The sequence below is a fragment of the Aquimarina sediminis genome (genome assembly GCF_002895435.1).
In the GTDB taxonomy this organism is placed as follows: domain Bacteria; phylum Bacteroidota; class Bacteroidia; order Flavobacteriales; family Flavobacteriaceae; genus Aquimarina; species Aquimarina sediminis.
In genome coordinates, this window is the sequence record NZ_POYJ01000002.1 from 761,355 (window position 1) to 776,666 (window position 15,312).

Below are 15,312 nucleotides of genomic sequence, written 5' to 3' on the forward strand. Positions count from 1 at the left end.
AAATACTAGGTTTGGGGGTACAATAAAAAAAGCCTGGTGGTTAACCAGGCTTAAGCGTTTACATATAGATTGATCTTGTTATTGACGTGTCCAGTCTGAAGTCCAGGTATCACTTTCTTGTAATGCTCCTGCATAGTTGGCAGCATCAAAGAATGCACCAAGAGTAGATGGATCAAAATTATCTACTCCATCAGCAGCAGTAGTGTATTCATAAGTTCCTCTAAATCCTGTAATCTCAAAACCAGTAGGTATAGCCGTTCCCGAAGGGTCCAAAGAATAGTTATTGAAAGAAGCAAAATCTGAAAGATCTACAGTTGCTGTTCCATCGCTAACATCAAAAGAGTTTGCATTATCTATGATCGAATTACGAATAGTAAGTTCATTGTTGTTAAGATTTGTAAATGTTTGATCGTCATTTAACTCAATACCTTTTGCAAAACCTTTGATAATCATGTTGTAAATACTCACTTTGGTACCTCTTCTAAAAAGGATTCCTTTGTTTTTTCCATCTCCATCTTCTGCGCCGATAAGTGTAATATTTGATAGAGTTGGGTTTGAAAAAGGAGCTGCTGCATTATTTGATTTTAGGTTATCGGCTTCAATTCCTCTATCTCCGGCAGTAGTCGTTTGTTGTGCAATCCAGAACTGTCCGTTTCCTATCCATCCATCTGTCCAGTCAAAAGAATCATCACCAGCACCTGATACTATGGCATATTTAAGATTTACGGTTCCTCCAAAAAATTCTATACCATCATCATTACCATTAAAAGCTTGGATGTACTCTAAAGTAGTTCCGTTTCCAACACCGTATAGAGATAATCCGTTGTACTCTGCATCGGCGTTAATTTTTCCACCTGTATATTCTAGTCGTACATAGCGTAGTACTCCAGAAGAGTCAGTAGCATCAGTACCACCATAAGTAAGGTTGGCAACTTCTGTAGTAGCTGTAACACCTCTATTTATTGGCGCTTTACCTGCTAATAGAAGTCCTCCCCAATCTCCTGGGTTGGGTGTAGATTTGTTAGAAGTAAATACGATAGGTTGTGCAGCCGTTCCTTCTGCTATAATTTTGGCTCCTTGCTCTATGGCTAAGTATGCAAATACACCACCAGTGTTTCCGGCTACGATTCTGGTCCCTGCTTCGATAGTTAATGTTACTCCATCTACTACAGAAACTCCTCCTTTTAATTCATATACTTCACTAGAGATCAATGTACGACTTTCGGTAATTTTACCCTCCAATGTTATAGTTCCAGACGTTTCTCCTGTATTTCCTTCATTGATAGTAATGTCACCAATGTTATCTTCTTGCACAGTACATGCACTAAGTAAAGCTGCTGCACCGATTAATATTCCCTTAAATAAATTTCTAGTTTTCATCTTTATATAATGATTAATTTTTAGTTGCGTTTTTTGTTTATTATTAAAGTTTAAATGTAACCCCAAGGCTAAAGTTGATACCGTTGTCAAAATTATAGGTGGTAAACTCCTGACCTATGCTTTCTTGGTCCTGATATCTTTTTATTGCTGGATTTAAGAGGTTTTTGGCTTTCAAGCTTATTTCTACATGTTTTCCTATTTCATCTTTGAAATTAAAGTTTAGTAAACCAAATCCTTTTTCGAAAATATCACCTACACCATTACCACCGGCAGAGTATACACGATCACCAAACATGTTGAAATCGATGGCAGAAGTTATTTTGTGATTTTCAAATGTTTTAGAATACGACACATCTGCATTAACTAAATAAGGAGAAGCTCCTTGTAACTGTCGCTCTAGATTGGTTGGAGCAATATTAGATCCATTAAATGTTGTGATGGTTGGGTCAATTTCTACCTGAGTATACATCAAGGTTGCATTGATACCAAAGTTTAGATTATTCCAAAGGGATTCTTCTACATTAAAAAGGTTACCAAGATTCTTTTTATACTCTAATTCGGCACCAAAAATGATAGCGTTATCAGAGTTAACAAATGTATTAACATTTGCAGCTGATGCTACGAATACCTGTTCAATAGGGTTTTTAATGTATTTACCAAAAATTGTAGCTGCAATCAATTCACCAGATTGTTCAGGAAAATGCTCCCACTTGATATCAATGTTGTAGTTGTCAGAATTAGTTAGGATTGGATTTCCTAACGTGGCTTCTGTAACATCTTCATCTAGGAATGGAGCTACTTCTGTAAATTTAGGCAAAGTAACTGTTTTACTAGCAGCAAAACGAAGGTTGGAAATTTCAGTTAATTTGTATTTTAAGCTAATGCTTGGAAGAATAAAGGTTTCTTCTATTTGCTGTTTTCTAAATGGAGAATTTTCTAAATCTTGCTGTTCTCTGTAGGATACGTTTTGCTCAAACAATTCTGCACGTAGCCCTCCGTTAAAAGTTAATTTAGAGGATAACTCGTATTGTAGATTTGCAAAACCACCCAAAGTCAATTGGTCTGCTTCATATATTCTTGTTGTATTTAAGTTTTCAAGAACGATATAAGTTCCGTTTAAGAAGTTAGTTTCATTTAATAAAGCATCGGGATTATTAAAATCAACATTGGTGTTTCTTAGATTGTTAAGGTTATAATTTACCTGGTTGGCTTCAAAATCACGATCTTTTGACCTGGCAGCTACTCCAAATGTTAACTTGTTTTTGAAATTATCATCTTCATCTTTAGTAAAGTTGATATCAAAATCCAGTTTTGCAGAGTAATCGTTTTCGTTTAACTCTTGATAAAAACGTTGGTTGTTTGCAAAATCCGGACTTGTTCTGTCTCCAAGAACCAAGACATTTTCATCTATTTCTGTAAACACCAATTGCCTTCTGTCCGGAATTAAGCCCTGAGCTTTGTTGTATGCTGCTCCCCAGGATAGTTTGTACTTATCTTCAGAGAATTTGTGTTCTCCGGTAAGCTGCTGGGTAAAGAGGTTGTTTTGTTCATAAGTACCTCTTCTAGCAAATATTCTTACGTCTGTAGCCTCGCTACCAAACCCAATAAACTCTCTAAGTTCATCCTGGGTGTCATTTACAAATAAAGAGGTAGCTAGAATTTTGTTATTGCTGTTCCATCGATATCCAATGCTCCCTAATAAGGTTGTATTGGTATTGTACTGGTATCTATCTGTGTTTTCAAAGTTTGAAATAACTCCACCCTGAGCATTAAATGAAGCTTCCTGACCATCTAATGCAGTCTTGTGATTTTGACTAAAAGATGCTGTTGCCAAGACATCTAATTTTTGATTATCTCCAATAGTAAATGTTTTTCCACCTGTGATACTGGCACCACCATCTGGAGCATTAGATCTTTTTACTGGATTAAAAGAAGTATCAAAGGGGTAGTAATCGATCTGTGTACTTACATAATTATAGTTTGGAATATCCAAAAAGATAGGTACTCTTCTAGATCCATCATCTAAGCCCCATTCATCATATTTTCCTCCGTTTAGTAAGAAAAAATCATTCCCCACAGCGTTGGTGTTAACTCCAGAGGTAAATCCAACTTCTAGAAACCCTTTCCCCGGGCGATCTTTTGTGTCGATATTAACACTTGCTCCCGCAAAATCACCATATATATCAGGCGAATAGGTTTTGTAAATTCCTAAGTTCTCTACGATATCTGTAGGGAAAATACCTAGGTCAATAAGTTTTAATTTTGGATTTAATGAAGGGATAGGCAATCCATTTAGATATGCATTGTTGTACCTGTCACCTAATCCACGAACATAAAGCTTGTCACTTTGTTTAGAAATACCGGTAGCTTTTGTTAATCCAGTTGCTACATCACTAACTCCTTTTTTAGAAAGCTCTTGTGCGCCTATCTTTTGTTGTATAGTGACTGCATTTTTTTGCTCTAATAGGATTGCAGCTTCCGATTCTTTTTTGGTGGTGGTTTTGATTATTACTTCGTCTAATGCTGCGGCACTAGCTCCAATAGAAGTATTAACAGTTGTGGCTTCATTTGGTTTAACGACTACATCTTTAATCTCTAGGGTTTCATATCCTACAAAACTAAATTCTACAGTGTATGTACCAGGTTCTAGATTTTCGATACTATATATCCCATCAAAATCAGTTATTGTTCCTTTTGTGGTTCCTTTGATTAATACATTAGCAAAAGGAAGGGGCTGGTTGTTAGATTCCTTGTCTAACAGTGTTCCGGTAACTGAACCGGTTTCTTGCGCGAAGAGTATTCCTACAAAAAGTAGCGCAAAAAGTGTAACAATTTTTCTCATTTATCTTGTTCTGAAATTCCGGGCAAAGAACGATAGAGAGTGTTAATTTGATGTTACTCAAAAATTAATTATGTATCATTTTAATGTTAGAAAATTGTTATCCACCCTTGTTTTTAAGATGTTTTCTTAATATTAATAAAGTGTTATTCGTGCCAGTAAGCCTTTGGTGATAAAGGGTGTGCGTGATTAATGTTTGTTCTTTTTGTAGATGAGTTTTTTTGTTAAGAAAACTTGGGTGAAGTGTATAATGTAAAAGTAATATTAAAAGTATATAAGTAACAAAAGTCAAATTAAGGATAAGAGATCGGTGTTTTTTGAAAAGACTCTAAACAAAAAAAGCTCCCCGACCGGAAGCTAATTTTTATCTATTTTTTTAATAGTATTTAGTTTTTATAATTGACGACCACATTGTCTTTTCCAGACCAGGTGGTAACATCAGCAATTTGATTTTTGTCATAATTTACTTCAGACAATTTATCAGCATTCCAGAAAAACCACTTTCCAGTTTTTATACCATTATTGTATCGTCCCATGGCAATTTTCTTTCCTGTCATATCATATGATTTCCATTCTCCATGAAGTACACCTTCGTTATTATAGAAACCTTGTTGTCTTACTGTTCCATCCTCAAAATAAAATGTACCTTTTATACGGTCACCTTGTTTTTCAAAAGTAGGTTTTACATCCTGAGCCATCATAGTCGCCGAAAACAAAATGGCTATAGCAATCATTACATTTTTCATATTTCTTTTCTTTTAATAATTATTTGGGATGTCGACTTATGTTATAAAAGTACTACTTATTTTACATTTAAACAACATTTACGTAACATTAAATTAACATTGAAACAATAATAGTATGATTTTAAGGCGTTTGTGATTTGGGTGATTATGCTGTTTAATGGTCGATCAGAATCATATGATTACCTATCCGTCACTATATGTTGTCATTATATTTATATTTTTGAGGATCTATTTTTCGTCCTAATTTCAACACAAAACTATTTGTATGAGCAAGAAAAAAAAACTTATTGAGGTGGCTATCGTTTTTTTTAGACTAGGTCTTTTTGCTTTTGGAGGACCAGCAGCACATATCGCTATGATGGAAGAGGAGGTAGTTGATAAAAGGAAATGGATTGATCGACAACATTTTTTGGATCTTATAGGGGCTACGAATTTGATTCCTGGTCCTAATTCTACCGAAATGACAATGCATTGTGGTCATGAGCGAGCAGGAATTGCTGGTTTATTTGTAGCAGGCGCCTGTTTTGTTTTTCCTGCAGTATTGATAACTGGTGTTTTAGCGTGGTTTTATACTGCCTATGGACAGTTACCCGAGGTTGCTCCTTTTATTTTGGGAATAAAGCCGGCTGTATTGGCAATTATTGCTTCGGCAATTTTAAAACTAGGAAAAAAAGCATTAAAGAGTGTTGAAATTGGTGTTATTGGAGTATTGGTATTAGTGGTTAGCCTCCTGGGAGTAAATGAGATTGTAGCATTACTATGTGCAGGTGTATTGGGAGCGCTGTATTTTTATTCTAAATCTAAAATTAATATAACTTCTCAGTCTATCGCACCTTTTTTTATGTTTAAGTTGTCCGTCGCTAGTTTTGTTAAAATTTCTTCTTTTAAGGTATTTTGGACATTTGCCAAAGTAGGTGCTATATTATATGGTAGCGGTTACGTTTTGTTTGCGTATTTGGATGCAGAGCTGGTAACAAATGGCTGGTTAACAAGATCAGAATTAATAGATGCTATCGCGGTTGGGCAATTTACTCCGGGACCTGTTTTGTCTACAGCTACCTTTATAGGTTATCAATTGGCTGGTTTCTGGGGAGCAGTAGCTGCTACTTTAGGGATTTTTATTCCTTCTTTTCTTTTTGTACTACTTCTTAATCCACTAGTTCCCAAAATGAGAAAGTCCAAGTTGTTAAGCTACTTTTTGGATTCGGTTAATATAGCAGCTGTGGCGATTATGTTGTCTGTATTATATGTAATGAGTATTGATGCACTAATCGATTGGAAATCGATATGCATAGCTGTGTTGAGTGTTATAGTTGTTTTTGCGATTAAAAAAGTAAATGCAATGTGGGTAGTGCTTGGAGGCTCTATTTTAGGATATTTATTAGCTATTGTTTAAAAATATTTTTAACGATAGCTTAAAGTTTTAGTAACATAAAGACTCGCCAAATAAAATATTTTTGACGAGTCAATATGACAAATTTGTAGTTCAAAAAATCATATTAGTTTTTGTCGACTTAGATTTTTGAAATACTGGGCTAACCGATTTTCGGTTAGCCTTTTTTGCTTTTACATAGATACGTAAAAATTGTTTTTTAATATAATTATTAAAAAACATTAAGTTAACACTAACTTAACATTAACACAAGTTCTTTGCAGCGACAAAAACTAGTATTGAACTTATGAATTTAAAAATTACCTTCACAACGTTAATTTTATTAACGTTTTGTTCTTTAAATGCGCAAGAAACTACCGAGACCAAGTTTGGGAAAGGAATTCTAAATGTAATTGCTAAGGATAGTTCTTGGAGCATGAAATTTGCAACAAGATTTCAACTACTTTCTACAACCGGTTGGGATATTAATGATGATAATTACAGTAAACCAGAAACTAATTTTTTAGTAAGAAGAGCACGTCTGAAATTTGGTGGTTTTGTTTATAGCCCAAAGCTTAAATATAAAATAGAGTTAGGGTTATCGAACAGAGATATCTCAGGGGCATCAGAATTTACAGGAAATTCACCGAGGTATATTCTTGATGCAGTTATTAAATGGAACTTTTATAAAAACTTTACACTGTGGGCAGGGCAAACAAAACTGCCTGGAAACAGAGAACGTGTAATTTCTTCTGCAAACTTACAGTTGGTAGATCGCTCAAGATTGAACAGTAGGTTTAATATTGATCGTGATCTAGGAGTACAATTATGGCATCACTTCAAATTATCAGATAAGTTTTTGGTAAAAGAGGCTCTTGCTGTTTCACAAGGTGAAGGAAGAAATGTTACTAGTGGAAACTTAGGAGGACACCAATATACAGGTAGAATAGAATTATTACCTTTTGGGAAGTTTTCTGGTAAGGGAGATTATAAAGGAGGTGATCTTAAAAGAGAACAAACACCTAAGTTAGGTATAGGAGCAACATATGATTTTAATGCAAATGCAGTTAAAAATAGAAGTAATATGGGATCTTATATGGAAACCAGTACAGGCTTTTATGAGACTAATATTTCAACGATATTTGTAGATGCTATGTTTAAATATAAAGGTTTCTCTATAATGGCAGAGTTTGCTGATAGAGAAGCTGAAGAAGCGATAGCAGTAGAAGAAGATGGAACACCGACAGGAGATATTGTTCAGGTAGGTAGCGCAATAAACTTTCAGGCAGGGTATTTATTTAAAAGTAATTGGGAAATTGCAGGGAGATATACCAACCTTAATTATGATGCAATAGTTGGTAGAGATCTAGAAGAACAATATACTTTGGGAGTTTCAAAGTATGTTGTGGGACATAGCTTAAAAGTTCAATCTGATATAAGTTATACCACAGAAAATGGAGCTGGTAGCGGGTTAATGTATAGATTACAATTCGATATACATTTCTAGATGTTGTACCAATACATAACAGTTTGGTAACATTAAGCTGAGAATTGATTATAATATTTGCACTTTAAACAAAAAAGTAATGGATAACATTTATTTATTAATGGTTGTAGCACTTGCTGTATTGGCGATTGCCGACCTTATTGTAGGAGTTAGTAATGATGCTGTTAACTTCTTAAACTCTGCAATTGGTTCTAAGGCAGTATCGTTTAGAACGATAATGATAGTGGCTAGTATAGGTATTGCGGCAGGAGCTGTTTTTTCTAGTGGATTAATGGAGGTCGCTCGAAAAGGAATATTTAATCCTGGTGAATTCTATTTTGATGAAATCATGATCATTTTTATGGCGGTTATGATTACAGATATACTACTGCTAGACTTTTTTAATACTCTAGGGATGCCAACTTCTACAACGGTGTCTATTGTATTTAACCTTTTGGGGGCAGCAGTGTCTATTGCGTTAATAAAAATTGGAGCAGATCAGGGATTGACTTTTTCTGATTTGGGAAATTATATTAATACTAAGACTGCAACAAAGATTATTAGTGGGATTCTGTTATCTGTGTTGATAGCATTCTCGGTAGGTGCTATTGTGCAATTTATAACCCGTTTACTACTATCCTATAATTTTCAAAAGAAAGCAAAATGGGTTGGGGCCCTATTTGGCGGGATTGCATTAACTGCATTATTGTATTTCATTTTTATGAAAGGAATTAAAGGAACGAATTATGCTAAAGCTATAGTTGATGTTGTATATAATGGAGGTCCAGAAGGATTATTAGAGTGGGCTAATAACTACTTTGGAACTACTTATGAGAGTGTGAAAGATCTAGCCAAGGCTCAAAAAAACCTGTTTAAAATAGATGGAGGAGCGGGTACAGTTAAATTAACATTAAGAGGACTCTTAGAAACTTATGTTTTAGAAATTGTAGCAGCTGGTTTTGTGCTTTGCTCTTTAGTATCATATGCTATCATTAGTTTTCTAAAAGTAAATATTTATAAACTTATTATTATAGTAGGTACATTTGGATTAGCCTTGGCATTTTCAGGAAATGACTTGGTAAATTTTATAGGAGTTCCTATTGCTGGATGGCAATCTTATGAGGCTTGGGTAGCTTCTGGAGTTCCTGCGGCAGAATTTTCTATGGATGTTTTGGCCAAAAAAGTAGATACACCAGTATTGTTATTGTTTCTTGCGGGAGCCGTTATGGTACTTACATTATGGTTTTCTAAAAAAGCAAGATATGTTGCTGAAACCGAAATCAATCTTTCTAGAGAAGGAGAAGCTAAAGAACGTTTTAAACCAAACTTTTTATCAAGAGGAGTGGTAAGAGGAACAGTATTACTTTCTCAAGGACTAAATGCTATTACACCAAAGCCAGCGAGAGAGTTTATTGAAAAGCAATTTACAAAAAATGTTATCGAATTGCCAAAGGATAAAACATATGAGATGCCTGCTTTTGATATGGTAAGAGCAGCAGTAAATCTTATGGTAGCGGGGGTTTTAATCTCGATAGCAACCTCAATGGGATTACCGCTTTCTACTACATATGTAACGTTTATGGTAGCAATGGGTACTTCATTAGCAGATAGAGCTTGGGGGACAGAAAGTGCTGTATACCGAGTAGCTGGAGTGTTAAATGTAATTGGTGGATGGTTTTTTACAGCAATAAGTGCTTTTATCGCAGCAGCAGCAGTTGCATTTTTGATTAATCTTGGTGGTCCAGTAATGATTGCAGTGTTATTATTGGTGGCAATATTACTATTGGCAAGAAATACTATAAACTATAGAAAAAGAGTAAAAGCTGAGAAGGCAGAGGATAGCCTTAAAAGTTCAGAAAGCAGTTCTGTTCAGGGGGTTATCGAAGAGAGTGCAGATAATATAAAATCCTTTGTAAACAGAGGGAATAAAATCTTCACAAGTACCATTGATAGTCTTGTAAAATATGACCTGATAGCTTTAAAGAAAAGTAAAAAAGGAATTGCTAAATTAGATGAGGAAGTTGAAGATTTAAGAGATAATATTTTCTACTTTATCAAAAATCTAGATGAATCTAGTGTGGGAGCCAGTAACTTTTATATTAATATATTAGGGTACCTGCAAGATATGTCTCAGTCTCTAGAATATATTGCTAAAGCGAGTCATAAGCATGTAAACAACAATCATAAAAAACTTAGATTTAATCAAATCAAAGATCTAAAAGAAATAGAAGAGCAATTAAATGGTTTTTTTGGTCAAATTAAAAAATCGTTTAGCGAAAGAGATTTTGATCATATTGATACAATTATTAGTGAAAAACAAGAGCTTTTTAACAAAGTAAGTCATAAAATAGACAAACAGGTTGCCAGAACAAGAACAGAAGAGAATAGTCCTAAAAATACCACTTTATATTTTGGATTATTGTTAGAAACTAAAGATCTGATAACCGCTACAATGAACTTGTTAGAGACGTATAGAGAACATAAATAATAATTCTATTTTTTAAAATCACAAAAAGGCTAAATAGTAAACATTTAGCTTTTTTTTTGTTTATTTATCTTCTGTTTAGAAGTGTAAATTTACTGTGTTAAGTAAATGTTACCTGCTCTTACTTTTAATGTTAGTTTATTGTTACCAAGTGCCTAGGAGTATGTATACTTGGTATTAAGTGGTATATTTACCTCTGATGTGATATAATGCTATAATACAATGAATAAAAAAGATATTACAATATTATTAGTAGATGATGAACCTGACATTTTAGAAATTGTTGGATATAATCTTACCGCAGAAGGGTATAGTGTTACTACTGCAGAAAACGGTGTTGAAGCTGTAAAGCTTGCAAAAAAGAAAAAACCACATTTAATTATTCTGGATGTGATGATGCCAGAGATGGATGGTATCGAAGCATGTGAACAAATACGGAAAATACCAGATTTACAACATACAATAATTACGTTTCTTACTGCTCGGGGTGAGGATTATTCTCAGGTAGCAGGGTTTGATGCTGGTGCAGATGATTATATTACAAAACCAATTCGACCAAAAGTTTTGGTAAGTAAAGTAAAAGCACTTTTACGAAGAATTAAGGAGGAAGAATCTGCAGACAACGTCGTCAAGATTGGTAATTTGGTAATTAACAGAGATGAATATAAGATCGTAAAAGATAAAAAAGAAATCGTATTACCAAGAAAAGAGTTTGAATTATTATCTTTATTAGCCTCAAAACCAGGTAAGGTTTTTAAACGAGAAGATATACTTGATAAGGTTTGGGGTAATGAAGTTATTGTAGGAGGTCGTACTATTGATGTTCATATAAGAAAATTGAGAGAAAAGATCGGTGATGACAGTTTCAAGACTATTAAAGGAGTAGGATATAAGTTTGTAGTTTAGATGGCAGAAAACTTTAGGAAGTCGTATAGATTTGCATATCTATCGTCTTTATATATAACCGCATTATTAACGCTCGTAATGAGCGTTTTTTTGTATTTCCAGTCATTGTTTAACCTATTATATATGATAGGTTTCATAGTTGTTTGTTATACAGCATGCTTTGTAATTATTCAATATCGGGTTGAAAAATTTATCTACAGGAGGGTACGAAAAATCTATGATGATATCGAAATGTTAGAAGTCGATACCATCGAGGACAGTCCTGTTACAACAGATATGAAAACCTTGATCAAAGAAGTAGAAAAGTTTGCAAAGCAAAGAAAGACAGAAATTGAAACCTTAAAAATCAGAGAAGCGTATCGTAAAGAGTTTATGGGTAATGTATCACATGAACTTAAAACTCCGTTGTTTACTGTTCAAGGATATGTTCTAACTCTTTTGGATGGGGCTATGAATGATCCAGCTATTTTGGATAAGTATTTAAATAGAGCAAACAAAGGTGTTGAGCGCTTGATCTATATTGTTAATGATCTGGATATGATCACCAAGCTAGAAACAGGAGATCTTAATCTAAATTATACCAATTTTGATATTGTCGAACTTGTACAAAGCGTATTTGATTTGTACGAAATGAAAGCCTCTAAAAAGAACATTGCACTAACTTTTGATATGAACTATGAAGAACCAATACTAGTTCATGCCGATAAGGAACGAATACAACAAGTACTTTCTAATTTGATTGTAAATTCAATAAAATACGGAAAAGAAGACGGTACAACCGAGGTTAGTGTAGAAGATTTGATCCGTAATAAAACGATTATTAGAATCACCGATAATGGAGAAGGGATAGCTCAGGCTCATATCCCACGATTATTTGAACGCTTTTATAGAGTGGATAAAAGTGGTTCGCGTAAAGAAGGAGGATCTGGGCTTGGATTAGCTATTGTAAAACATATTATCGAAGCGCACCATGAACGTATTTATGTAGAAAGTGACTATCGAGTGGGTAGCGAATTCTCATTTACTCTGGAAAAAGTGAAAAAGTTCCCCGTAATCAATGTCAGTACTAAAACTACTTAATCCTTTGTACGAATTTAAATCTCTTAATTTTGTTATAGTAAATTCATTTTGATTACAACTAGGGACTAATTTGTTGACAGTTAGGCGCTCAGCCAGATATTCTTGTTCAAACTGCCCTGGGGTAGGTATAAAAAATGCCTTTTTCTTTAGTTTAGCAAGATCCATGACTGTAGTATATCCAGATCTCGAAATAATTAGATTACTACTGTTTATGGTGTCTTGTAAGTCTTTTCCTGTTAAGTAGTTATGAATAGTAATATTGTTTTTGATGTATGTTTGCTGCCTATCTTCTATAAGTCCCCGAACAAATACAATCCTTCTATCGCTTTGTTCAAACTCCTGGAAAAGCTTTTGTTCTAGCAATGTTCGTTGAGGTTCAGGACCTGAGAGTAAAACCATAATATCATACTTTTTGGGCACAATTTGATGGTCGAATCTACTTAATGGACCAAGATAAGTAACTGGAATATTGTTTTTTTTTGGATGCCCTAATTCACCACTAAGATTAGGATCGTCTGCCATATCAGGAACCCAGCATACATCAAATTTTTTGATATACTTATTATGTAATTTTGTACTAATAGAAGTAGTTTTGCCGCTAAGTACCGTAAGCTGATGTGTAATAAATACAGAGGGGATACTTTTATGTCGTACTCCCATTCTATTGTCAGAGATAATACCGCAAAAATCCTCTTCCTCTATAATTTTTTTTATTGCCTTTTTTTCGGCACTAATGGCGTGAGCAATTTTAGGACTGTTTAATAGCATCTTTAATTTAAAATTACTTCCTTTTTTCGAATACTCTACATTGTAAGAAGGAAGCTCTTTGGTGTGTAAAAAAGGAAATTCTTTTTTTAATAATGATAAAGCAACACCGTCAGAAGCGATAACAGGCTCTAAACCTTCATTTATTAATGCATTAATAATAGGGATGCATCGTGTCGCATGACCTAATCCCCAGTTAAGAGGAGCTACAAGTACTTTTTTGTTCAAAATGTTCTAGTTTTTAGTTTGTTATACCGACCGACAATTTGATTTTTAATAATAAAAGTAATCCTATTTTCTTGTGCATATATTTCCTTAATTTTACCAAAAAATTATCTTTAGTGAAACTTGATCCTATTTTGGTATTGTATTTGTTAAATCATTAGAGAGAATTTTTTATGAATATGTGTTTGAGGTTTTCTTAGGTAAACCTTCTAGGATAGAAAGTGATATAGTATCGGAAGAACGCTATAAATGGTTTTATCCTACTGTCGATTTAGATTTAAAAGAGAAAAGTAAAAGAAATAGTAGAATTTGTGGGAAGTAAGAATAAATTAAAACGATTTAATGAAAATAAAACCTTTCATAATGTAGTAGAACCTACAAGAGAGGATGTTCTGAATAATACGTTAGGATATAAGGGAAAATGGAATGCCAATTTTTTTAAAAACCAAAATCCTATTGTTCTAGAATTGGGCTGTGGTAAAGGAGAATATACCGTTGGATTGGCAGAGCGATACCCCGACAAAAATTTTATAGGTATTGATATTAAAGGAGCACGTTTTTGGCGCGGAGCAAAAACGGCGATTGAGAATAATATAGGCAATGTTGGTTTTATTAGGACCCAAATAGAGTTAATTGACCATATTTTTGAAGAAGGAGAGATAGATGAGGTGTGGATTACTTTCCCTGATCCTCAGATCAAATATAAGCGTACCAAACATAGATTAACCAATCAAGAATTCTTACAACGTTATAAAAAGGTTTTAAAACCTGAGGGAGTGGTACATCTAAAAACTGATAGTGAATTTATGCATGGATATACATTAGGGTTATTGCATGGCGAAGGTCATACAGTACTCTATTCTAACCATAATGTTTATCATAATGAAGGCTCTCCAGAGATCGTTACAGCGATTCAAACTTTTTATGAAAAACAATATTTAGAAAAAAATAAACCTATAACTTACATCCAGTTTAGGATCATGTAATTGGCACCGTAATTTTGGAAACTACCAAACTATTTTTAGTCACATTTTTCGCATCACTTGTAGGAGTAATTCCTCCTGGGTTGGTGAATATGACTGTAGCAAGAACTTGCCTCGAAAGAGGTAAGAATAATGGTATTTTAGTAGCAATTGGAGCTTCAGTAATTGTTGTGTTTCAGGCTTTGATAGCTATTCTTTTGGCTAAATATATTTTCTTTAATCCATTTGTACGAAATATCTTGTTACGTACCGGAGCTGTGATCTTTTTTTTCATGGCAATCTATTTTTTTGCAAAAGCAAAACAAAAGAGTACAAAGATAAAAGTCTACAGAAATAGAGATACCAGAAGTTTTTTTAAAGGAGTAATGATCTCTGCAATTAATGTGTTGCCTATACCTTATTTTTGTGCAGTTGCAGCAGGGATGAGCGTTAGTGGTAAGATGGAGTATGATGCAGGGCGAATAATTGCTTTTATAATAGCCGCAGGAGCAGGAACGTTTGTAACACTCTATTTTTATGTGTTTTCTTTTCTTAAAATTGAAAAAAAGACCGAATCTATTACCAAATACTCCAACTATTTTATGGCAATCCTAATGTTAGTTCTGGTAGCCATAACTCTAGCAAGAATTATATATACATGGGATTAAAAGAACAAAACATGAATACTGGAGCAGAGCCTGAGATTAGTTTTTTTGATAAAGTATATGAAGTGGCTAAACTTATTCCTTATGGTAGGGTTACCTCATATGGAGCAATAGCAAAATATTTGGGTGCAGCACGTAGTGCCCGAATGGTAGGTTGGGCAATGAATGGCAGTGGAGCTAAAGAAGATGTCCCAGCTCATCGTGTAGTAAATAGAAAAGGAATTCTTACCGGTAAACATCATTTTCAAGGAACCAATCTCATGCAACAATTATTAGAAAACGAGGGGGTAGAAGTGGTTGATAATCAGATTATGGATTTTGATAAATTATTTTGGGATCCTATGAAAGAATTATGATTTATCCTAATTTTTGAGAAATTTACAAATATTACCATATCATAA

At 34.0% G+C, this 15,312-nt stretch carries 12 protein-coding genes; 8 read left to right on the top strand and 4 right to left on the bottom strand.

What is annotated here, in order from left to right; genetic code table 11:
* Positions 1-78 precede the first annotated feature (78 nt).
* The 3 genes from C1X07_RS07645 to C1X07_RS07655 all read right to left on the bottom strand — a co-directional run bounded on the left by C1X07_RS07645 (position 79) and on the right by C1X07_RS07655 (position 4,965).
* Positions 79-1,380, bottom strand: coding sequence for a multidrug transporter (locus tag C1X07_RS07645; protein WP_128755219.1), 1,302 nt, complete (start codon positions 1,378-1,380; stop codon positions 79-81).
* 43 nt (positions 1,381-1,423) lie between these two features.
* A complete protein-coding gene (locus tag C1X07_RS07650; protein WP_103069386.1) occupies positions 1,424-4,222 on the bottom strand; it encodes a TonB-dependent receptor in 2,799 nt (932 codons plus the stop codon).
* Between the two features lie 383 nt (positions 4,223-4,605).
* Positions 4,606-4,965 carry a toxin-antitoxin system YwqK family antitoxin gene (locus C1X07_RS07655; RefSeq protein ID WP_103069387.1) on the bottom strand — a complete coding sequence of 120 codons (360 nt, stop codon included), beginning with the start codon at positions 4,963-4,965 and terminating at the stop codon, positions 4,606-4,608.
* A gap of 265 nt (positions 4,966-5,230) precedes the next feature.
* Between C1X07_RS07655 and chrA the strand changes: the two genes are divergently transcribed.
* The 5 genes from chrA to C1X07_RS07680 all read left to right on the top strand — a co-directional run bounded on the left by chrA (position 5,231) and on the right by C1X07_RS07680 (position 12,294).
* A complete protein-coding gene (chrA, locus tag C1X07_RS07660; RefSeq protein WP_103069388.1) occupies positions 5,231-6,361 on the top strand; it encodes a chromate efflux transporter in 1,131 nt (376 codons plus the stop codon).
* A gap of 283 nt (positions 6,362-6,644) precedes the next feature.
* Positions 6,645-7,844 carry a porin gene (locus C1X07_RS07665; RefSeq protein ID WP_103069389.1) on the top strand — a complete coding sequence of 400 codons (1,200 nt, stop codon included), beginning with the start codon at positions 6,645-6,647 and terminating at the stop codon, positions 7,842-7,844.
* Positions 7,845-7,923: 79 nt separating this feature from the next.
* Positions 7,924-10,311, top strand: a complete 2,388-nt coding sequence (locus C1X07_RS07670) for an inorganic phosphate transporter (protein WP_103069390.1) — start codon at positions 7,924-7,926, stop codon at positions 10,309-10,311.
* A 219-nt stretch (positions 10,312-10,530) separates the two neighbouring features.
* The gene (locus C1X07_RS07675) at positions 10,531-11,214 is read left to right on the top strand and encodes a response regulator transcription factor (RefSeq protein ID WP_103069391.1); all 684 of its coding nucleotides are present in this window, start codon (positions 10,531-10,533) and stop codon (positions 11,212-11,214) included.
* Positions 11,215-12,294 carry a sensor histidine kinase gene (locus tag C1X07_RS07680; RefSeq protein WP_103069392.1) on the top strand — a complete coding sequence of 360 codons (1,080 nt, stop codon included), beginning with the start codon at positions 11,215-11,217 and terminating at the stop codon, positions 12,292-12,294.
* Here the strand turns inward: C1X07_RS07680 and C1X07_RS07685 are convergent.
* Complete coding sequence (locus tag C1X07_RS07685; protein WP_103069393.1) at positions 12,232-13,287, bottom strand: glycosyltransferase; 1,056 nt, start codon at positions 13,285-13,287, stop codon at positions 12,232-12,234. The two genes, C1X07_RS07680 and C1X07_RS07685, sit on opposite strands and share 63 nt — an antisense overlap.
* A gap of 308 nt (positions 13,288-13,595) precedes the next feature.
* Between C1X07_RS07685 and trmB the strand changes: the two genes are divergently transcribed.
* From trmB to C1X07_RS07700, 3 genes are read left to right on the top strand one after another with little or no spacing between them, the layout of a single operon-like run.
* The gene (trmB, locus tag C1X07_RS07690) at positions 13,596-14,270 is read left to right on the top strand and encodes a tRNA (guanosine(46)-N7)-methyltransferase TrmB (protein WP_103069394.1); all 675 of its coding nucleotides are present in this window, start codon (positions 13,596-13,598) and stop codon (positions 14,268-14,270) included.
* A gap of 14 nt (positions 14,271-14,284) precedes the next feature.
* Positions 14,285-14,914: a LysE family translocator gene (locus C1X07_RS07695; protein WP_103069395.1), complete on the top strand. Its 630-nt coding sequence runs from the start codon at positions 14,285-14,287 to the stop codon at positions 14,912-14,914.
* The gene (locus tag C1X07_RS07700) at positions 14,905-15,267 is read left to right on the top strand and encodes an MGMT family protein (RefSeq protein WP_241507209.1); all 363 of its coding nucleotides are present in this window, start codon (positions 14,905-14,907) and stop codon (positions 15,265-15,267) included. The genes C1X07_RS07695 and C1X07_RS07700 overlap by 10 nt, the downstream gene beginning before the upstream one ends.
* The last annotated feature ends 45 nt before the right edge of the window (positions 15,268-15,312 follow it).